Source organism: Phaeodactylibacter xiamenensis (genome assembly GCF_000759025.1).
GTDB lineage: Bacteria > Bacteroidota > Bacteroidia > Chitinophagales > Saprospiraceae > Phaeodactylibacter > Phaeodactylibacter xiamenensis.
Genome location: NZ_JPOS01000003.1, coordinates 159,002 through 178,784, shown reverse-complemented (window position 1 = coordinate 178,784; position 19,783 = coordinate 159,002). Strand labels below are relative to the sequence as shown.

Genomic DNA, 19,783 nt, shown 5'->3' with positions numbered 1-19,783 from the left:
TACCAATACCAGGGGGCAACCCTCTGCTAAGTGCGATAGCTGCTGGGGTAGAGCTTCCCGCTCTGCTCCAGCTTATCTACGAATGCTGGCAGGCTATTCCAGTAGTGCAATTTACGATGCACACGGTTATTTCGGCACCCGGATCTCATACTCCTGTCCGGGGCGTACCGTAAGCCGGGAGTCGAGCAGCCAGGGGTTGTACACTTTGAGCATGCGGTAGGTCGTGCCCTGCTCAAGGGCAAAATCGCCGAGGTTATTAATGGTTTCGCTAACGACAATAGGTTCGTAATCATCCAGAGGTGGGTAACCATCTTCGTCCTCCAGGTAAAACCCGAACTCATCCGGGCGGCTGAGGATTTCCTTGATGGCGACCAGACGGAAAATGTAGCGTGCAGTTTCTGCGTTGAGGTTGAGGTCGTAGTAGGTCTCGGCCCGCTGCGTCTCTATTTCGTCTTTGATGTTGCCATAGCCGGCGTTGTAGGCTGCGGCAGCCATTGTCCAGGTTCCAAAACTGCGGTGGTATTGCTTCAGGACTTTGCAGGCGGCTTCGGTTGCTTTTTCGTAATGGTAGCGTTCATCCACTTCATTACTGACTTCCAGCCCATGTTCACGGGCTGTGGCGCTCATAATTTGCCAGAGCCCGCGGGCACCGGCCGGAGAGACTACATTGCGCAGGCTGCTTTCGGCAACGGCCAGGTATTTGAAGTCTTCCGGAATGCCGGCTTCGGCCAGCTTTTGCTCAATCATGGGGAAGAACTTGTACGCATTCTTCAGGTTGAGCAGGGTGCTGCTGTGCCAGTAGGTGTTGACCAGCAGTTCCCGGTCGAGGCGTTCGCGCACATCAAAATTATCCATAGGAAGGAGTTCCCCTGCAAAATCGAATTCCCGGTTAAGGTCCACGGGTTTGACCACTTGTGGGATATCCTTATCGGGCCGGTAACTGGGCTGGCCTTCGGGCTCATCGGTGGAGGTAAAGATGGCGATGCCCAGAAAGGCAGCTAAAGCAATATTCAGGTACTGCAGGTGACGACTGTTCATGGGTAATACGTTTTCAGCAAAGCAATACAAAAAGATACGGCTTTGCTATTAATTTTTCAAGAGGAATAGGATCCGGCGGTATAATTATTTATTCCGGGGGCGTTTGAAGATGGGCACGGTAGAGCAGGGCTCTCCAAACATAATGCTTTTGGCTACCGGCCTGAGACGCTTGGTCAATTCAAGGTAAGCCTGTGGGGGGATCGCCTTGCCGTCGGTGCAGCCCTTTAGGATGACCCGTTGATCCTGATACTTTTCGAGGTCAAGCGCATGAAGCTTCTGCGTGAAAAAAGTACGGTAGTAATCTTCAGGCCGCCCCTGGAATACATCCTGAGCATGTGGCGCGGCATGGGACGCGATAAGCATATAGGCCCACATTGGGATGATGGCATCCGTAGAGCAATAGACAAGGAGCACTTTGCCTTCGTACTGCGCCCAGTCGTGTTCTTTCATGGCTTCCCGGAAATCCTTCTCCCTGAGCAGGAGCTCCTTGAACAGGTAATCTTTAATATCCAGCTCTGCCAGTTCAACATTTGGCCAGAATTCTTCCAGCTTAAGGGTAATTAGCCCGCTGGCGGCTACTTTATTAACGAGTGGTGGATTGCTGTTACTCATAATTATTCCTCTTCTTCCCGGCTGTCACCTTCCGTGACATCCTCTTCAATAGGCGCTTTTTCGCCGATTTCAAAATCTGCTTCTTTAAACTCTTTGGGCTTGGGCAGGTCTTCCAGGCTCTTCAGGCCAAAGTAGTCCATGAATTTGGAACTTGTGCCGTAGAGCAATGGCCGGCCCGGACCTTCGTCCCGCCCTGTAATTTCAACAAGCTCCTTTTCCAATAGTTTTTGCACGGAGTAATCACAGCTTACGCCCCGGATTTTTTCCATGGTTGATTTGGTGATGGGCTGCCGGTAGGCGATGATGGAAAGGGTCTCCAGTGCAGCCCTCGAGAGCCGTTTGCGGGTCGTCTGCCGCAGGAAAGTGCCCACTGTGTTGTGGTAGGCGGGTTTGGTCAGAAACTGATAGCCCCCCGCAATCTCTGTCAGCTCAAAGCCGTAGCCTTCCTGCGCATAGCGTGCCTGCAGGGTAGTAATACCTTCCATGAGTTCTTCGTCTTTAAAGGTAGCCTCCAGTACTGTTTCCAGGCAGTCGCGGATTTCCTTTAGCGTGATCGGCTCATCCGAGGCAAAAATCAGGCTTTCGATATGTGGGATGATTGGGTCCAAACCGTATGTTTTTTGCGAAAATAGGAGAAACCTCGTTATTTACAAGCATTGCTGCTGCCGGGCATTCTGAAAATCGACGGAACGGATCAGCCGCTTGTAGGTCTGCTCATTGGCGAAGGGATTATCTGTCGTGGAGGCCGTTTGGGAAATGAATGCAGCATAGCCCGAAAGCCCCTGCTGAGCGTAGGCAATATCAAGCAGGCATTCGATGAGGGTTTCCGACTGATCGGGATGTTGGCGGGCCTGCTGCTGCCAGGCGAGCTTCCGGTAATACCGTATCTGTTCTTCCGTTGGGTTATCAAGCTGAATGCTATTCCATCCCGGGCGGTCGCCAACGTAGCGGACGGCAAACTGATCGCCCTCTTTCAGGGGCAAGCCGTTGGTCAGGACTATATTAGGCATGGGAGGAAGCGCCTCCCGCCCGCTGTAGGACTGCCCATTCACAATAAAGCTGTACCGAACGGTGGTTTGGTCCTCATGCTGGTAGATGCCTTCCACTTTGCCCTCTGCCATTTTACCATGCTGAAGAATGAGCTCTGCCCGCGCGGCAGGGTCCCCCTGATCCTCTTTCTGGCTGCGGCCTATGATGGTGACTACCGTGACCGCAAGGGCCAGCAAGGCTACAAAAATCAGCGTCTGTTTCCAGTGTTTTTTTTCGATCAGGCGGCGGGCCTGATTGCGGGGGGTATCGGCTTCTTTATCCATTTGGAAGCCGTAGAAGTACTTCCCGTTTTTGCGCTCTATGTTGACGTGGAAAAGCTCATCGTCCAGAAAAAGCGGGTAGGACCGGGTGTCAAAGACTTTAAAATCAATAAGGACCACCTTCTGATTGCAATAGACCATCAGGTGCCCTTCCCGCACGCTGTGGAAGAGCCCAACTGTATACCGCTGACCGGCATCGCTGACGTATGTCCAGGTGAATTGGTGTGGTGGCATCGTTCTAAAGATACGAAGCTGTCGGGAAAAATGCTACGGCATTGGGTGGTTTAGCCAGGGTTTAACAAATACCCTTACCGCACAAACAACGTCTTCAACGGCACATCCACACCAAAATTCAGGAAAAACCGGGTCGACTGCAGCGTAATCTGCTCGCCCTGCACTTCCCGGAACTGTGGCCCGTACTGCCCCCCTGCGCCAACATAAAAAGGCGAGTTTTTGATGTTGTAATGCAATTGCAATCCGGGCCGGAAGACATTCTTAAAAGTCAGGTCGGTTTCCCCGAACTGTGTGTCCCCGGGCACATAGGTGAAAAAGCTGCCCAGGTCAATAAGGCTGAGGAAAAGCGAAAGGGAATGCCCATCCATCTGCTTGGTTTGCAAAGTAGATTCGTTAATCACAATTCGCCGTTTGCCGAGTCGGCGGCTGACAGAAAAGCCGATAGGCATGGTAGGCATGATGTTGGTAAACGTTTCTTCGGTATTCGTGCTGTTCTGTTCCCAGTTTTCCTGCCCCGCAGAAACGCCCAGGTAGGCATTCAGCGCTACGGTGACTTTCTTTTTGCGCTTTAGGCGGGAACTGCCCGGTGGGTCGGCAATGCCCTCCATGAGGCTTTGGACTTCATTGGTGGACTGCGCATCGACCAAACCAGCGATGAAGTAGCCGTACTCGGTGAGGAAACTGAGAAACTGCGCCAGTTCCTCCTGCCCCGGTTCATCTCCCTGAAAAACAGGAGCTAATCCGGTAAACAAGCCCAGGGTAGCGCCAATGGCCTGACGATGGTCTCTCCGGTTGAGGTGGTAGACCATATCCAGCAGCTTTTGAGAAACCTCCGGCACCGGTTTCAGCCTGGGGTTGCTTTCCACCAGCGGCAACAGCTGCCCACTAGTGGTTTGATCTACTAAAAGCGGCAGCTCCAAAATGCGGTTCAGGGTATTCACCACAAATGCGGCTTTTCGGTAAAACCGAAGGCTGTCCTGTTCAGCCGAAACGGAATCCGCAGGGGTGAGATCAGGGAGGTCCGCTACAGTGAGTTGCACCAACTGCGCCAGCCCATCCGGGGCGATATTCCGGATTTGCTTCACCTGCCGCATGCGCTGATACAGCAGGCCCAGGAATGCGGGGCGGAGATCCGGATCATTCAGCGCACTGTCCAGCACCGGGCGGGCGATCCACATTTTGGCAGGGTCCGAAGAGCGCAGGCAGTAAGTGAGCTGCGACATAGATTCTGTGAGGAAGAGCATCGGCTCGGCATTGCGCTGTAGCTTGTAGGGCGTAGGGGCATAAGTGGTGTCCACCTCCTCGAGTTCTGCTTTTAAGGCGCGGAGCTCGCTTTTTAGCCTTTGCACCTTTACGACTAGCCCGGAGTAGGGGTGTGTAGGCTTTTGCCCCAGCAAATAGATACTGATTGGATGGGTAGGTGGTAGCTCGGCTTCCTCGCCCAGGACCCGTTCGTTGAGGTCGAGGAGTCGCTGCTCAATGTCCTGTAGTTCTTCTTTCCATTCCCTGACCAGTTGCTGCCGGGTTATTTTTCGGGCAGCCATCTCAATGCGGGTTGCGGGGCTGTTGATGTTGTAGGGGTCGACCAGCATATTCGAAAGGACCTGAAAGGCCAGTCCCTGCTGATAGCTCAGGCTGTCTGCCGCTGCCCAGTAGGTTCTGGTATCGCGGACGGCGGCCAGGAGCTGCTTTCGCTTCAGCTCAAGGTCTTGATAGACTTTTGCATCAAGTTCATCAGGCAAGACCTTGTATTTCCACTCTTCCAGCCGGCGGTGGTAAAGTGTCAGGTCGGCCACCCAGTTGTCCAGAATGTCCGCCAGGGTTTGGTCTTCGTACCAGGTGCCCCCCAGCCTTCGGGCGATTTCCAGCCCGGCAGCAATGAGCATGCGCTCGGTAGGCTCTTCGGCAAAGTACTGATCATAGCTGTCCACACTACGGATTTGCATGAGGTAGGCGCTGTCGAGCCGGCCCCGCAGCAGATAGGGCAGGAAGTTCAGGCGGTAGCCTTCTGCATCGTCGCTCATGAGCGTGGCCAGATTGTATTCCGGTTTGAACAGATAAGCAAAACCCGGTACAGACTTTTGCCGGTTAGTGGTATCGGGAATCGCCATCCATCTTTGCTCAATGGCCTGCAGGCTGTCTTCCAGTGTGTTTTCTGCATCATTCAGCGATACGTAGATGCCGCTCAGGAGGCTGGTGATGGTTTGCGTCCGCCCGTGCAGGTCCTCAAGAGTCGCTGCACCACTTTGTACCGTATCGGCCAGAGTGAAGTTGAGCTTTTTGCCGTTTTCCTGATAGTTGGTGAGGATATTGCGGTGCGTAGCCCCCATGATGTCGCTCAGGGGCATATCATTTTGCGAAAGCCCGATGATGGTGTAGACGGTTAGCAGGTTGTACATGATGGGGTCCGATTGCAGCGCCTCGAACCGGCCATCTTCCAGCAAGATAATGGGCAGACGTACGCTCAGCAATTGCAAGTCTTCATAAAAGGCGGTACGCACCCGCTCCAAAAAGGATTGTGAATAACTAAAACTGGTACTGCTGACCTCTTCGTAAACCGTAGGGAACAGCAGCCTGACCGGCGGTACTTCGTCTTCCAGGAACCGGTCCAGGAAATTGATGGCGACCTCCTGTTTTGCACGTTCCAGTACAAAATGGAAAACACCTTCGAGCAACATACTGGTATTGACCAGGCCGTTATCTATGTTTTGGTTGCTTGTTTTGGCGGCACTTTTTAGCGCTAAGCGGCTTTCCACGGGAGGAATAGTGTAGCGTTGCAATGCTTTGGAAATCGACAGAAAGTCGGCCATGCTTTGCCCTTCCGAACTTTTTAGCGCTCTTGCCATTCGCTCTCTCGGGGCTTGTTGCAGTCTTGTGCGTTGCGCCCTGTACCTGCTCATCGCCACACTGTCCGGCGCTTCAGCATAGCTTTTCAGTTGCCGGAGCGGCAGCCATTCAGACAGGACCTGATTGTCTTGGTAATGTTCAGCCGTTTCCAGCAGGTCAGCGGCTTTCTCGCCCTGTTCCAGCCCATCGGCATCGTATTGCCGGAGAATGGCCATGGCTTCGGCGAAAGCCATGCGCATGGAGTCTGTCTCCAGGCTGTCCGGCATTTGGGTGAGCATGCGTTTGGCCCTGACCAGCCTGGCAGCGTCTTCAATCAGGCTCTGCCCGGAAAGGACAAAAGGAAAGAGCCCTCCCAACAGGAAGGCCGCGAGTAATCTGTAAGTGTTTGGCATCGTGTTTCGCTTGGTCATTGGATAATAGGGGTTGAATCTTGTCTGACTCGGGCATAATCGCAGAACAACAAGAGGGCCTCTTGTAAATCTGCCGGTGTTTGGCCTCCTGCAACGAGTACATTGATGTACTCAAGCGTACTCACCTGAGCCTCATCAGCAACGGTGTTGCCGTAAAGGATACTATGGCGCAGGCTGTCGGTGAGCAGCCGGACTTCAGTGCGCAGCAGCAGAAAAGCAGAATCTTGCAGCACTGCCTGCCCGTTAGCCATCAGGCTGTCCTCCCGTACCCGGCAATTGACTTTGAAGTCATTGAGTTTTTCCAGTACCTGAGCCTCCCAGCCATCCACCTTAGACCGGAGGCTGTCCAGCAGGGTAAGGCTATCCCTTTGCAGGCTGCCTACAGTGGCTCCGGGGATGGGTTCTTTTTCCGGACCGCCTCCGCAGTTGGCCATCCCAAAGCAAAGACAAATAGCGATGAGTTTGGTCAGTAATGGTCTCATGCGTCTTTTTCTTCAGTGACAGGAATCTGGCTTTCCACGTAGTCGTTCAGCATTTGGTAGGAGGCTTTGAGCTTGGGGACATCCGTAGCGGCTTTGATCAAGCCAATCATGAGTTCCATGGTTTTGATCGCATTTTCGTCTGCCTGCACCGTGTTCTCCCGCAAATGCTTCCGGTAAACCGCCAGAAAAGCAGTGAACGCAGCCTCCTGCTCCAGAAATTCCGGATCGGCGGTGGGGTCTTGATCAGCAGCAATGAGTGCGTTTTTGGTTTCCCGCAGCGCCCGGCGGATTTTGAGGAGCTCGTCCAGCATTTTCTGATTCCACTGAGAGGGGGCAGCCTGCGCGGCTCTTTCCTGTAAGGGGGTTAAGATCATATCCCGGATCAACTGCTGCAGTTTGCTGAAATGCTCCAGAAAGGCATCCGGTGTACCTTCCGGAGCCAGTTTCAATGCCACTATAGCCTGCAATAGTTGGTGTTCGTCGTAGGAGAGTTCGTCTGCCCAGAGCAAGGCGCTGTGCAGATCGACTTCCAAATCTTCGATTTGTTGTTTGGCGTCCGTTGCAGCCTGATCGTTGATGAGCTGATTGTTCTGGAAGGTCTTCAGGCGTGCCAGACAGGATAGCTGTACGTCCCGGAGTTGGTGGATGAGTGTTTCTTTTTGAGACGGCATGGGGTTAGGTTTGATGATTGTAAGAGCTTGTTGGGGTTTTACACTTCGGGCTGCTCTTGCCAAATTTTGTCCTGCTCTTCGTTGCTCTTCGGTCACTTAGCTAAGGCTATGTTCCCTCATCGCGCCTTGATCAGAACAAAATTTGGCTGCGTTCGCTCCAAAAGCAAAATCCCAACAAGCTCTAAGTCCATTACCAATACCGAAAAATAGTCATTTTTTTGAAATTCTAATCGTTTAACCGCCGTGCCATGAACCAGACTTCTTCCTCATCACCGGGATGGCCGTTGTAATTGACGGTGATTTCCTCTCCCGCTTTCAGGTCGCGGAGTGCCATGAAGTGCAGGGCTTTACCCTCAAAATCGGGTAGGTAGAAGGCGTTGGGGCGGTAGCTGTGGTTGTACAGCGAGCCGTAGCCCAGGGCGATGGCACAAGCCTCTTCCTGTTGCCCCCAGATGAAGTAATAATCGTAAAGCCCCGTTTCGTCCAGGTATTTCAGATGCGCCTTCGGCATGACGATGACCGGGCAGATTTCCAGCAGAGCGCCTTCGGATATGTCGGCTGCGGTGAAAACGCCCCGTCCGCCCAGGTCGCTGTTGGCGAAGTATATGGATGGAATTCTTTGCATAAGCTATTCCGTCACCCGCGACAGCCCCATAGCTTTGATGATCCAGCGAGGGAGGGGCTTAGTGGGTTTGCGTTTCTTCAAGTTGAGATACCAACCCAACTTCTTCATTACCGGTACCTTGTGGGTTTCCACAAACTCAATGAGGGTGCCATCCGGGTCCTCCACATAACTAAACCGCCCGGCGGCCTCGCCCATGTCAAAGCTATTACTGCTGTCAACGGTGAAGGGGAAACCTGCCTTTGCGCATTGGGTTTTGAGCTCTTCCATGTTGCGAACATCAAAACACAGGTGGATGAAGCCCAAATCACCCCATAAGCGCTCGTCATAAATTTTGCGAGGCTCATGGCCGCCTTTCAATTGCACCAGTTCCAGCTCGCTCCTGCCAAACAATGGCGCAAACGCTCCGGCCCGCTCAGCTTTATGCCGTAGCAGCACCCGCCGCATGGGGTTCTTCTGGCCCGGTACCTGACCCAAACTGCTGAAGACCCCTTCCTCATCGGAAATGACCTCATCGTAACCCAGGACATCCCGGTAGAGCTTTAAGGCCGCATCAATATCAGAAACGCCAATTATGGCACCGTAAATACCACCGGTCAGTTGTTTGCGGTTTTGAAACCAATCGGTAGCTTCCACAATCTGGAAGACATTGCCATAGGGGTCTTGTGCAAAGAAGTTAAGCGAGCCCTGCCCAACGCGGTGTACACCAGACAAACATTTTACGCCATTGGCCTGATAGTAGTCATAAGCTTTCCGGGCATCAGGTGTCTTGATTTTTGCGGCGAAGATACCGTAGTCGCCCAATTGAATATCAAAAGTGGAAGGCTGAGGCTCCCGGCAGGTATACTGCCAGATTTCGAAACCACCACCGCCTTGCATATTCATAGCGAGGATAGCATAGCGGTTGCGGGGTTGACCACCGGTGTAGGGAAGCATTAGCCCGGCTTCTGCTTTTTCCGTGAAAACCGGCACATCTGTACCGAAGTATTTTCTGTACCACTTCCAGGCCTCATCTGCGTCTTTTACGCCTACCCCCATTTGCTGAATGCCACTAATAATATAGCTCATGTCTGTCCTTGATCGTTCTTGTTATCCGATAAATACTTTGGTCGGGGCTGGAAAAGAATGACGAAATTAAGTCAAAAATTCTGAACTCGGGTGATCAGGCAGCCATTTTTTACAGGTGCTCCAGCATGCGCTTCAGGTCCTTCTGCCAGTGCGGGATAGTGAGCCCGAATGCCGATTTGAATTTGGCTTTGTTGAGCAGGCTAAAGGGGGGGCGCTGCGCGGGCGTAGGGAAGTCTTTGGTCTCAATGGGTAGAATCTCGCATTCCAGCCCTTTCGCATCAATCGCTGCTTTCGCAAAATCGTACCAGCTGCAAATCCCTTCGTTGCTGTAGTGGTAGATGCCGTGCCACTTTTCCTGGCTTACCGTACCCATGCGGTGCAGTTGGATGACCTTGAGCATAGCATCGGCCAGGCTGCGGGCGTAGGTCGGACTGCCGATTTGGTCAAACACTACCGTCAGCCGGTCGCGCTCCCCGCCCAGGCGGAGCATCGTTTTGACAAAATTGTGCCCGAAGGTGGAGTACACCCAGGACGTGCGCACAATCATGCTGTGGTCGTGGGCCTCCAGGGCTGCTTTTTCTCCGTCCAGCTTGGTTTGGGCATAGACGCCTTTGGGCTCGGTGGGGTCGTCTTCCCGTAGCGGGCGGTTGAGGCTGTTGTGGTAGACGTAGTCGGTGGAGAAGTGGATAAAGGGGGCACCATGCTTGTGGCATTGAGTGGCCAGGTGCTGCACGGCGGTGACATTGACGGCTTTCGCCAAATCAGTCTCCGTTTCGGCTTTGTCCACGGCCGTGTAGGCGGCGCAATTGATACAGTAATCCGGCTGCTGCTCGTTGAAGAATTTTTCGACCGCATCACCATCGGTAATGTCCAGTAAGGTCCGGTTGGTGAAGATAAATTGTACATCGGAACGCTGTGCGGCCAGCACTTGCAGTTCGCGCCCTACCTGTCCGTTGGCGCCGGTGACGAGTATTTTTGCCATGGGGTTGTGCGTATTTGGTTTGAGATGCTAAAGATAGCGTAAGGTTGGGCAATTTTAGGTAAGGAATGCATCACATTCCGTACCTAAAGGCACGGGAAAGCCGCTTGTAAGGAGTGTTTTACCCATATTTAACCCCTAACGGGGTTGGAGATGCAAAGGAAAGTGGACCGCTTAATCCCTTGTTGCATGCCCGGCAAAGTACTAAAATGCGCCGGTGAAGAAAACCTACCGGGCAACCGGGCTCAGCGTTTTCCACAAAACCACCACGAAGGGGGCTGCAATGGCTACCCAGTAAATGAGTTGAAAGGTGCGGTGCCGGTAGGCAGAAGGGGAGGTGGGTTGTTGTGCCTGCTCCACAAATACGCCGATGTTGTACAGCAGATTGGCAATGCCCATATAGATCAGGTAAATCACGATGAGGAAGAGGACCTGCCGTGGCTGCACCTGAAAGGCTTCTCCGGTAAAGGCGGCTACCCGCCACCGCAAGAGCGCATAGTAGACAAGCAGGACCACCGCTCCCGAGGCGAGCAGGCTTCGGTTGAAGGTGCTGCGGCGGGCTTCCCACCATTCGATCGCTTCCGCGCCTTCGCCGGTGCGGGTCAGGTCTTCATCGAGGGGACCGGTGCCGTTGGTGCTTTCGCGCAGGCTGCGCAACAGATAAACCGACAACGGCAGTACGCCGATGATCAATATGAGGATTAGAAAGAGAAAGAAATTACCCATGTGTTGTTAACATCGACGGTTTGTTTTTGATCGCAGGCGGCTAAAAATATTGCCTTGTGCTTTGACGTGTATTGGTTATGTTTGTTGCTCGTTCCTGGTCCAACAGGGTTCGCCTAATGTTGACAAGATCACATTTCGCACCTAACGGCGCAGGGTAAAGGCTGCGGCTTTAGGTGACCTAGCTATTGCCCCTAGCGGTACATGCTGCACCATATCCAAATAATGCGCATTTCATCGTATAAAATCAGGAAAGGGGATGTAGGTTTCATCCCCCGGCACCTTGGGAAACTGCTTATCTACCCATTCGGCTCTGGCCTGCTTCAGGCGCTCCTTGCTGTGCGAAACAAAGTTCCACATTAGGAACCGCTCCTCAGGTAGCGGCTCGCCTCCAAAGAGCAGGATTTGCGAGTTGGCGTCGAGGCAGATCTCACATTCCTCGTCCGTTTTGCTGATCAGCATTTGGCCCGCCTCCACCTTTTGCCCTTGGCTGGTGATTGATCCTTTTACGATAACAAATGCGACTTCGCCTTTGAGGTGCCCGCTCAGGTCCAGCGTGGTTTCTTCTTCCGTGAAAATATCCACCATGAAAAGGGGGGAGTAGCCCTTCAGTGGAGCCGATTGGCCAAAAGCCTCTCCGGCTACCAGCTTGATCTGCAGCGGTCCTTGTGTCCAGGAAGGGATATCCGTACTTGGATAGTAATCAAACCGGGGCGTCATCTCTTCCTGTGCTTTAGGCAAGGCTACCCAGATTTGATAGCCGTGGAGGGTGGACCTCTTCCCGTCCCGTAGATCCTGCGGGGTCCTTTCGGTGTGCGTCACGCCCCTGCCCGAAGTCATGAATCCTACATCTCCTGGCCGGATGATCTGTACACTTCCAATACTATCCCGGTGTTCAATTTCTCCTTCAAAAAGATAGGTGAGCGTGCTTAGACCAATATGCGGATGCTGGTCCACATCCACATAATTGCCATCCCCTATCCGGGCAGGCCCCATGTGGTCGATGAACGTAAAGGGGCCTACCTGCCGTTTCTTACGGAAGGGCAGCAGCCGGCCGACCATGAAGTTGCCAAGGTCTTTCTGGCGTTCGTCTACGATGAGTTTGTTGTTGGCCATGTCATGTTTTGTTGAGTGCTTTTACAATGGGGTGTTACCCTGGGAATACTCTGTAGGAAAATAACGCCTCTCAAGATATTTTTCTTCTAAGCAAAAGCCTGAAAACAGTAGACGCTTTAACAACTGCTATCAGAGCCGCAGCAATACCTCTGAAGTAAGCGCCCCCGATTATAGCTATTTATTCACGAATGTCATAGATCAGAATCCCTTTGTAAGCCCCGATCTGTTTCTTTAAAAAAGGTTGGTACATGGGTTTTTCCAGATAGCTGCTGTCATTGATGATGAGGAATTCTGCCCCTACCTTTTGAAACCCGCCTACGGTATAGTCACCGCCGTTGAAAGCCTCTGAGTATCCCGGGTTATTCATCAGGTAAAGCGTGATATTGGGGCTTTTGTCCCGAACGCTTACCACCTTGGCATGGCGGCTCACCCCAATGGAGCGTAGGTAGGGTTCCAGTTCGTAGGAGCCTTCGGGCAGTCCGCTCCGGAACCGGTCATCGGTGTAGCGCACTTTTTGAATCTCGCGGTTCTGCATCAGCCCCAGGATACTTAGCGCGAAAAGACCGGCTACCGGGACAGCCTTGATGAGCCAATGTCGCCCCTGAAACGCCCGAACGCCCCATTCCAGCAAGGTGATCAGCAGGAATGGCGGATACATGGCAAAGGTCAGCCAGTAATAATCATGCATGGGAAAGGCTTTCAAAAAGAGCAGCCCGTAGCCTCCACACCCCACAAGCAGAAGGAGTGTGATCCAGCGCAACAGTTCATGCGTCCTCAGGAAGAGCCCCAGGAACAAAAGCGTCATAGCGCCCAGCGTATACAACCATACCGGGTGCATCAAATGAGGAAGCCATACGTCCTCTACCATGTATTCCAGCAGTTGCCAGTCGTTCTTATTCATATCCCAGAAGGGTAAAATGCCGATCAGGCTTTGGTTGTTGCCGTATACGTCGTTGTAATAACGGGCGTATTCGTACCAGGCTATATTCAAAGCGATAACGGCCACGGCAATTCCAACCCAGTGCAGCAGGTGATTTCGGGGTATGAAAGCGTTGGGGAATAACCTTCCCGGCAGCAAGCTGAGCAAACCAACCGCAAGAATGGCAATGAAACTAATCCCTTCTGAAAACTTGAGCAGGCAGGCGATGAGCATGAAAAACGCCATCAAGTAAAGCCATACCAGTTTTGGTTGCTCCCGGTATCTGAAGAAAGCATACCATCCGATCAAAACCAGCCCTATTGCCGGGGCATTAGGCAGAAAGTTGTTGCTGTAATAAAAGAAGACCAGAAAGGTGCTCATCAGGGCTACCGGAAACAGGGCGAGCCCACCACTACCCGTCAACCGCTTCCCGATCAGGAACAAAAACCACCAGCCCACCATAACGATCAGGAGGTGTGTCCCCCGGTGGAGCACTTCGTGGACGCCAAACCAATCATACAAAATGCTGATAAAGTAATAGGTGACCGGGAACTCTGCTATTGCGTAGCCATTTTGCCCCGCCTGATTGTGCAGCTGCGGTGTCCAGAAAGAAACCTCATTTTGATGAAAATTCAGTGATTAGCTGGCACTGTCTGCCCGCCGCCACTGATGCACGCTGCGCGGGCGGTAGAACAGACTTTCGTGGGCATTTGCGGAGAAGAGCAATATCAGTAAGTAGCCCAGGAAAATAAAAATCCAGGTGCTATTTTGTTGGCGGTTAAGCTGGCGCGTTGTCATACGCTTCCATTGTTTAAAACTGGTAAGATGCCTGTGAGATCCCAAATATAGCTGAAAGATGGTTTAGGTTCCTGATTTTGAGTAGGAATCATGAATTCGACTTGATCCTTTTTGCTGCACCTATCAGAAGGATAGAAAACTTAACATTGACTTAATCCGCCTTTCTCCAGAACACCGGGAAAGATTCCGATATTGACATTGTGCTTATCCAGCGCCCTGAACTATGCTTTCTTTACCTATTAAATCCAAATATCGATGAATGTTTTAAATCCCCCGCGCTTGCTCAATTGGCTTGCCATGCTGCTCCTGACCACCGCTTCGCCCCTTTCCGCACAGCTTTTGCTGCAAGAAGGGTTTGAGGTGGAAACTTGTGTGCCTGTTACGTTGCCCTGCACTAACGGGCAGCTGATCGATGGAAACAATTGCATGCCAGGATGGAGCCCTTGGTTTGGGCGCCCAGCTATTGCGGCTAATGCCTCCCCTCCACAGGGGATAAATGCAGCATTGCTCGATTGCTATGTTGCAGAATCGAATAATATTCCCGCTATCTTCTCAGAGGGATTAATTGCAGCACTTGATGTACCTGCAAATGCGGGGGATGAAGTCCGTTTGAAGTTTAGCATTAATCCCTCAAATAATTATTTGTTCGCAAATCCTACTATTGAATTTTTTCTATCCTCCGGAGTACAAACGATTCCTATCGCAAACCCGGTTTGTCTGCAAGCACCTCCATTGGTGGCAGGTGCACAGCAGATAGCTTCAATACCTGGAAATACTTTGAACCCTGGCTGGCAGACGATAGAAGTTCCTTGTGTGACTGTCAATAATGCCTATGATCAATTGTTAGTGAGAATAAACATTGGAGTATCATCAAATGATGATTCGAATGCGGCCTGCGTAATAGACGACATCCAACTCCAAAAAGAGCCCACCTTCACTGAGCCCACCGCTACCATCACCAATGTAACCGGCGACCTGTGCAGCGGCGATGCCCTGTCGGTGACTTACGAGATATGTTCAGACGAAGACGTAATCCTGAATTTCGCCCCTTTTGCCAGCCCTGCCAGCATATCGGTGATACCGCCCAGCCAAAGTGCCAGTGTCAGTTCTGGAATGTGTAAGACCTTCACTTTTACCTATAATGAAACAACAGAACTGCCTTTAGGGGCGCCTATTACGCTGGGGCTGAACTATACAGTAAGCTATGACGGTTCCGTTTGCGACCATACCTCTACGGGGACGCTCAGCCAGTCTTTGGAAAAGTACTGCTTTGCCGAGGAGGCATGCTTGCCGGATGGCCAGCCATTTTATGCCCTTTCCGGAGGCAATTTCAGTGCACTATTGAGTGAAGGGCTGCTGCCGCCTGTGCAAGCGGCTACCACTCCGCAGTTTTTGTACTTTGAAGGGGATGCGGTGGTGGATTTTGCCAGTTATACTTTTGCGCAAGGCTCCATATTGTATTTTGACGAAGGTGTGGAACTTACCGTACCTAATGGGAACAGTCTGGAGGGCCTCAAATCAGAGTTCAATGGGTGTGAGCGTATGTGGAAGGGGATTACTGTGGAGGGAGGAGGTTCTTTATCCATAGAATCCAGTACGGTATCGGGTGCCCAATACGCCGTGCAAGCCTTGCATAATTCTACCTTGCTCATTGCGAACAACGTCTTTCAGGACAATTACATCGGGATTTACAAGCCTAATACCATGACAGCCTCGCCCGAGCAGGTCAATCAACCACTTCCGATTGCAGGGAATACCTTCGAGGGTACTGCGGCTGGCTTATTGCCGCCCTATCCCGGACAGGCACCTGCACCGGGCACAAGTGGGCTGGCAGGTATCGTAGCATCCAATTGCAACCTGCTGGAAGTGGGGATAGGGAGTACACCCAATAGTAACTTTTTCCGGGAGGTGCGCAATGGTCTGATCACCTTCAATACCGGCTTAAGGCTTAGAGGGGCTAATATCTCAGACCTGTCCGGTAGCTTTAACCCCACTACTATTGCGTTCCCTTCTGCCTTTGCCAACTTCCACAACTTAAGGGGGCATGGTGTCTTTTCGGGGCTTAACGACAACAGCGCTGCTCTGGTTTTTATTGGCTACAGCCACTTTGAGGGACTGACGCGCTGTACCCATATCGAGAACCAATCGGGTATTGCAACTGTAAATTTTGCTTTGAATTCTTCCATAGATACAAAGGATGGGCTGATAGTAGCCAACCACAGTGGGTCTACAGTTTTGAAGGAAGTATTCGATAATAACCTGGAATTTGAGCAGTATGGGATTGCCGGGCTGAACAGCACAGGGGCTATCCCTTTCTTCGTTGTGCGCAGTAATACCCTGGCTCAACTGAACAATAACAACTACCCTTTCACAGTTGGTGTGCTTTTTTCCAATACCATTAGCCCTTCGAGCTCTGGTGCCGTAAAGGATAACGTTATAGGTATGACGGACGATAACGGGCATGGCGTGTCCCTGACTTTTGTAGACAGGGTGGAAGTGGAGCGCAACCTGGTCGCCCATACCGGTAGCTCCACGCTGATTAAGCAAGAAGGTGCCGGGATCCATCTTAGCGAAAGCGGGGATCACAACAATATCCGGGAAAACACTGTCACTTTCAATATGCAAGCTGAGCGCCACAATACCCGGGGCATTGAAGTGCTGAACACTGCCTACACATACCTCTGCTGCAATACGACCGACGGGCACCGCACCGGGCTGCGCTTCAAAGGGGCCTGCCCTGACACCCGCTACCGGCAGAATGATTTCTTCGACCACGATACCGGGTTGCGCTGTGAGTCTGATGCCGTGACAAGCCTGCAAGTCCACCCTGGCAATGAATGGCTGGGGAGTTACGGCACTCAGAAGGCACTTCATTTGGGAGCATTATCTGAAGTCCTTAATTCATTATACTTAGTTGATTTCAGTACAAACCCTCCAATGACACCTAAAAACCCTCTACCTGATGTAAGCACTCCAAATACGACTCAACCATGGATAGTACCCGACGATGGCTTCGAAGCAGGAAACTGCGAAGCCGACCAGGTTTGTGGGGAAACCCGCAACCCCAAACTTTCCCGCTACGATAGCACGGCTGTAGAAGGGGGATACCTGGAGGCCGGGGAATATGGCCCCACCCGGGACTGGAGGGGCAGGCGGTCGGTTTACCAAAAACTGCAAGCTCATCCGGAACTGCTGAATGACAATGCACTAATGACCGCTTTTTGGGAAGAGGCAGCCAACACCCCCGTTGCGACGGTAGGGGAAATGGAAAGCGGCACTCAGCGTTTGTTTGCACTGGATAGCCAGGCAGAAGCCCAGCTTGCTGAAAGCGATGTGCAATTGGAAGAGTACCTGCTTAGCCTAGCTCAAATAGACAGTATTTTGAATACCGAGCTTTCTCCGATAGATTCAATAGCCTATCAAGCGGAGCGGGCCGAGCTTCGGGAGATGCTGGAAGGGGCTTTAGCGCAGCGCTCCGGGTGGGTCGCAGATTGGTATAGTAGTGTGCCGGCCGAAGCTTCTGGCCTGCTCAACGCCGGTGGAGCAATAGCTACAGAGTTACAGGCTGCTGCTAACGAATGGGCTGTATTCCAGATACTGCTGGAAATGACAGCCACGACATCCCCTGCGTTTTCCGGTGAGCAATGGCAAACCCTCCTGCAAATTGCTCAGCAGTGCCCAGACGAAGGCGGCAAAGGCGTGCAGCACGCCCGTACAGTGTTGGCAGCCTATGAGTCCATGGCGTACGATGATGAAGCACTTTGCAATCCCGAGCAGCCCTTCCAGGCACCAAGCTCTGGTAGCACCACTGCCAGCGAATTGCGCGCCTATCCCAATCCGGTACAAAACAGCGTGACCCTACAGTGGCAGGATGCTGCTCAGGAGCTGAGCCTGTACAGAGCGGACGGGCAGCGCGTAGCCCAATTCAATCTGCAAGCCACTGATCGCTTCCTGGAGGCGGATTTGAGCACTTACCCAAAAGGGCTGTACATTGCTGTGGTTCATTTGATAGACGGCAGCACTCAAAGCGTAAAAGTCATTAAATAATTCTTCCTGAAAAGCCATGCCACTTGAATTTTTCAGATGGCATGGCTTTCTAATACCTTTTTTATGCGATACTTTATTGTTTACTTGCTCCTGCTCTGCAGCTCTTTCCTGCACGCCCAACTCCACGACTATAACTGGATGATGGGATACAGCGGTGGGGAGGGTACAGATACAACGAATGAGTTTGGGCTGATGTGGTGGAGGTTTGAAGACGAAAGCCTTGAGATTATTGATCACCAAGCGGTAGGAGAAGCTACACTTTGGGTTAATAACGTGACTTTTAGTGATAGTTGTGGAAGATTATTTTGTTATTATGATGGAGAGAATATTTATAATCAAGTTCATCTCACCATGGATAGTGGTGCCAATTGGCATGAAACTGAATATCCAACTGGGTGGATAGCACCACAACTCGGTTTAGCTCTCCCAATTCCTAATTCAGAGCATTCTATGTCCATTATTAATTCTACTACGAACTCATTTCCTGATTTAACTCCAATCTCAAATATTGCAGGAGAAGATTTACTGTTTTCAGTTATTGATCTTTTGGAAAATAATGGCTTGGGTAAAGTCATACTTCGAAAAGAAGAAGCCTTACAAGATACTCTGGATTTTGGCAAATTGAGCGCCTGCCGACATGCGAATGGTCGTGATTGGTGGATAATTGTAGCCAGGTATACTTTTAATGAATTTCACCGGTTTCTTTTGACTCCAACCGGGCTTGAATGGGTGGGCACTCAACAAATCGGGGATAAAGTGATTATTGGAGGTGGACAAGCCTTCTTTACGCCAGATGGCAATAAGCATATCCGGTATAACAGCGTAGGAGGAGGAGAACAGGACAACTTGAGTATTTTCGATTTTGACCGATGCACTGGATTGCTCAGCAATCCCCGTCAGGAAGCTTTTGATCAGTTTGGTGGTGGCGGTGGGGCTGCGGTAGCAAAAGGCTCCCGGTATTTATATCTTGGAGCAGGTATTCATCTTTACCAATATGACCTATGGGCAGCAGATATTCTTTCAAGCCGCACCTTGGTAGCAGAATACGACGGTTTTATTGATTTTAACCCGACCACTTTCCATTCCTCCCAACGCGGTCCAGATGGTAAAATCTACATTTGCGGAGGTTTTGGAACTCGCTATATGCACGTTATCCACAATCCCAATGCCCCCTGCCCAGATTGCCGCATAGAGCAACGTGGCATAGAGCTGCCCACCTTCAATTTAGGCTCCGTCCCCAACTACCCCAACTATCGCCTCGGCCCTATAGACGGCAGCCCCTGCGATACCCTCGGCATCGACAACCTCCCGCTCTCCCGCTGGCGCTATGAGCAGGATACGCTCACGCCCTTCATGGTGCAGTTTTATGACCTGAGCGACTACGAGCCGGCCACCTGGTCCTGGGACTTCGGCGAGGGCAGCAGCAGTATGGATACCCTGCCCGCTCATACGTTCCCCGGCCCCGGCACCTACGAGGTCTGCCTCACCGTCAGCAACGCCAATGGCAGTGACACAAAATGCAAAACGCTGGAGTTTACAGAGCCCGTCATAGCCACCCAGCAAGCGGAAACTTTCCCACTTGCCACCGCTTTTCCCAACCCCTTCCGGCAGCGCTTCAGCCTTTCGCTGCGGGCGGGTTGGCTGCCCGTACAAGCCAATGCGATGGTATACGATGCGATGGGCAGGCCCGTCCTCAACCAGCGCCTTTCCGCGGGCTTCAACACGCTGGATTTGAGCGGGCACCCGGCGGGCGTCTACACCTGGCGGGTGGAGGAGCAGGGGCGCGTACTGGAGGTGGGGAAGGTGGTGAAGATTGGAAATCGGTAAAACTATTTTCTTATGCGGTATTTTATTGGTTTTTTACTTCTGTTCGGTAACCCTCTTTTACACGCCCAATTACACGACTA

At 52.0% G+C, this 19,783-nt stretch carries 16 protein-coding genes; 2 read left to right on the top strand and 14 right to left on the bottom strand.

The window, feature by feature from the left end; genetic code table 11:
* Nucleotides 1–126: 126 nt before the first annotated feature.
* From IX84_RS01520 to IX84_RS33205, 14 genes are all read right to left on the bottom strand, one after another.
* Nucleotides 127–1,038, bottom strand: coding sequence for a lytic transglycosylase domain-containing protein (locus tag IX84_RS01520; protein ID WP_044215963.1), 912 nt, complete (start codon nucleotides 1,036–1,038; stop codon nucleotides 127–129).
* A gap of 84 nt (nucleotides 1,039–1,122) precedes the next feature.
* Nucleotides 1,123–1,650 carry a DUF2480 family protein gene (locus IX84_RS01515; protein WP_044215962.1) on the bottom strand — a complete coding sequence of 176 codons (528 nt, stop codon included), beginning with the start codon at nucleotides 1,648–1,650 and terminating at the stop codon, nucleotides 1,123–1,125.
* 2 nt (nucleotides 1,651–1,652) lie between these two features.
* Complete coding sequence (gene scpB, locus IX84_RS01510; protein WP_044215961.1) at nucleotides 1,653–2,258, bottom strand: SMC-Scp complex subunit ScpB; 606 nt, start codon at nucleotides 2,256–2,258, stop codon at nucleotides 1,653–1,655.
* A 39-nt stretch (nucleotides 2,259–2,297) separates the two neighbouring features.
* Nucleotides 2,298–3,194, bottom strand: a complete 897-nt coding sequence (locus IX84_RS01505) for a hypothetical protein (RefSeq protein ID WP_044215960.1) — start codon at nucleotides 3,192–3,194, stop codon at nucleotides 2,298–2,300.
* A 74-nt stretch (nucleotides 3,195–3,268) separates the two neighbouring features.
* Nucleotides 3,269–6,451, bottom strand: coding sequence for a hypothetical protein (locus IX84_RS01500; protein WP_044215959.1), 3,183 nt, complete (start codon nucleotides 6,449–6,451; stop codon nucleotides 3,269–3,271).
* Nucleotides 6,448–6,933 carry a hypothetical protein gene (locus tag IX84_RS01495; RefSeq protein WP_152604875.1) on the bottom strand — a complete coding sequence of 162 codons (486 nt, stop codon included), beginning with the start codon at nucleotides 6,931–6,933 and terminating at the stop codon, nucleotides 6,448–6,450. The genes IX84_RS01500 and IX84_RS01495 overlap by 4 nt, the downstream gene beginning before the upstream one ends.
* Nucleotides 6,930–7,604: a hypothetical protein gene (locus IX84_RS01490; RefSeq protein WP_044215957.1), complete on the bottom strand. Its 675-nt coding sequence runs from the start codon at nucleotides 7,602–7,604 to the stop codon at nucleotides 6,930–6,932. Before IX84_RS01490 ends, IX84_RS01495 begins: the two co-directional genes overlap by 4 nt.
* A 226-nt stretch (nucleotides 7,605–7,830) precedes the next feature.
* Nucleotides 7,831–8,229 (bottom strand): SET domain-containing protein, encoded by a 399-nt coding sequence (locus IX84_RS01485; protein WP_044215955.1) that lies wholly within the window; start codon nucleotides 8,227–8,229, stop codon nucleotides 7,831–7,833.
* 3 nt (nucleotides 8,230–8,232) lie between these two features.
* Nucleotides 8,233–9,294: a VOC family protein gene (locus IX84_RS01480; RefSeq protein WP_044215953.1), complete on the bottom strand. Its 1,062-nt coding sequence runs from the start codon at nucleotides 9,292–9,294 to the stop codon at nucleotides 8,233–8,235.
* A 109-nt stretch (nucleotides 9,295–9,403) separates the two neighbouring features.
* Nucleotides 9,404–10,276 (bottom strand): dTDP-4-dehydrorhamnose reductase, encoded by an 873-nt coding sequence (gene rfbD / locus IX84_RS01475; RefSeq protein WP_044215951.1) that lies wholly within the window; start codon nucleotides 10,274–10,276, stop codon nucleotides 9,404–9,406.
* Between the two features lie 225 nt (nucleotides 10,277–10,501).
* Nucleotides 10,502–10,999 (bottom strand): hypothetical protein, encoded by a 498-nt coding sequence (locus IX84_RS01470; RefSeq protein WP_044215949.1) that lies wholly within the window; start codon nucleotides 10,997–10,999, stop codon nucleotides 10,502–10,504.
* Between the two features lie 231 nt (nucleotides 11,000–11,230).
* Nucleotides 11,231–12,112 carry a pirin family protein gene (locus IX84_RS01465; RefSeq protein ID WP_044215947.1) on the bottom strand — a complete coding sequence of 294 codons (882 nt, stop codon included), beginning with the start codon at nucleotides 12,110–12,112 and terminating at the stop codon, nucleotides 11,231–11,233.
* A gap of 178 nt (nucleotides 12,113–12,290) precedes the next feature.
* Entirely contained in the window at nucleotides 12,291–13,592 is a 1,302-nt protein-coding gene (locus tag IX84_RS01460; protein WP_262501592.1) for a glycosyltransferase family 39 protein, read from the bottom strand.
* Between the two features lie 78 nt (nucleotides 13,593–13,670).
* Entirely contained in the window at nucleotides 13,671–13,829 is a 159-nt protein-coding gene (locus IX84_RS33205) for a hypothetical protein (RefSeq protein WP_160213611.1), read from the bottom strand.
* A 279-nt stretch (nucleotides 13,830–14,108) separates the two neighbouring features.
* Between IX84_RS33205 and IX84_RS01450 the strand changes: the two genes are divergently transcribed.
* Together IX84_RS01450 and IX84_RS01445 are read left to right on the top strand one after the other, a co-directional pair.
* The gene (locus IX84_RS01450; RefSeq protein ID WP_160213609.1) at nucleotides 14,109–17,876 is read left to right on the top strand and encodes a T9SS type A sorting domain-containing protein; all 3,768 of its coding nucleotides are present in this window, start codon (nucleotides 14,109–14,111) and stop codon (nucleotides 17,874–17,876) included.
* A gap of 63 nt (nucleotides 17,877–17,939) precedes the next feature.
* Nucleotides 17,940–19,703, top strand: a complete 1,764-nt coding sequence (locus tag IX84_RS01445) for a PKD domain-containing protein (RefSeq protein WP_160213606.1) — start codon at nucleotides 17,940–17,942, stop codon at nucleotides 19,701–19,703.
* Nucleotides 19,704–19,783 lie beyond the last annotated feature (80 nt).

What these genes read in the sequence shown, in the direction of transcription:
- IX84_RS01520 (WP_044215963.1), bottom strand. Translation starts at nt 1,038, where the DNA reads ATGAACAGTCGTCACCTGCAGTACCTGAATATTGCTTTAGCTGCCTTT.
- IX84_RS01515 (WP_044215962.1), bottom strand. Translation starts at nt 1,650, where the DNA reads ATGAGTAACAGCAATCCACCACTCGTTAATAAAGTAGCCGCCAGCGGG.
- IX84_RS01505 (WP_044215960.1), bottom strand. Translation starts at nt 3,194, where the DNA reads ATGCCACCACACCAATTCACCTGGACATACGTCAGCGATGCCGGTCAG.
- IX84_RS01500 (WP_044215959.1), bottom strand. Translation starts at nt 6,451, where the DNA reads ATGACCAAGCGAAACACGATGCCAAACACTTACAGATTACTCGCGGCC.
- IX84_RS01495 (WP_152604875.1), bottom strand. Translation starts at nt 6,933, where the DNA reads ATGAGACCATTACTGACCAAACTCATCGCTATTTGTCTTTGCTTTGGG.
- IX84_RS01490 (WP_044215957.1), bottom strand. Translation starts at nt 7,604, where the DNA reads ATGCCGTCTCAAAAAGAAACACTCATCCACCAACTCCGGGACGTACAG.
- IX84_RS01485 (WP_044215955.1), bottom strand. Translation starts at nt 8,229, where the DNA reads ATGCAAAGAATTCCATCCATATACTTCGCCAACAGCGACCTGGGCGGA.
- IX84_RS01480 (WP_044215953.1), bottom strand. Translation starts at nt 9,294, where the DNA reads ATGAGCTATATTATTAGTGGCATTCAGCAAATGGGGGTAGGCGTAAAA.
- rfbD (WP_044215951.1), bottom strand. Translation starts at nt 10,276, where the DNA reads ATGGCAAAAATACTCGTCACCGGCGCCAACGGACAGGTAGGGCGCGAA.
- IX84_RS01470 (WP_044215949.1), bottom strand. Translation starts at nt 10,999, where the DNA reads ATGGGTAATTTCTTTCTCTTTCTAATCCTCATATTGATCATCGGCGTA.
- IX84_RS01465 (WP_044215947.1), bottom strand. Translation starts at nt 12,112, where the DNA reads ATGGCCAACAACAAACTCATCGTAGACGAACGCCAGAAAGACCTTGGC.
- IX84_RS33205 (WP_160213611.1), bottom strand. Translation starts at nt 13,829, where the DNA reads ATGACAACGCGCCAGCTTAACCGCCAACAAAATAGCACCTGGATTTTT.
- IX84_RS01445 (WP_160213606.1), top strand. Translation starts at nt 17,940, where the DNA reads ATGCGATACTTTATTGTTTACTTGCTCCTGCTCTGCAGCTCTTTCCTG.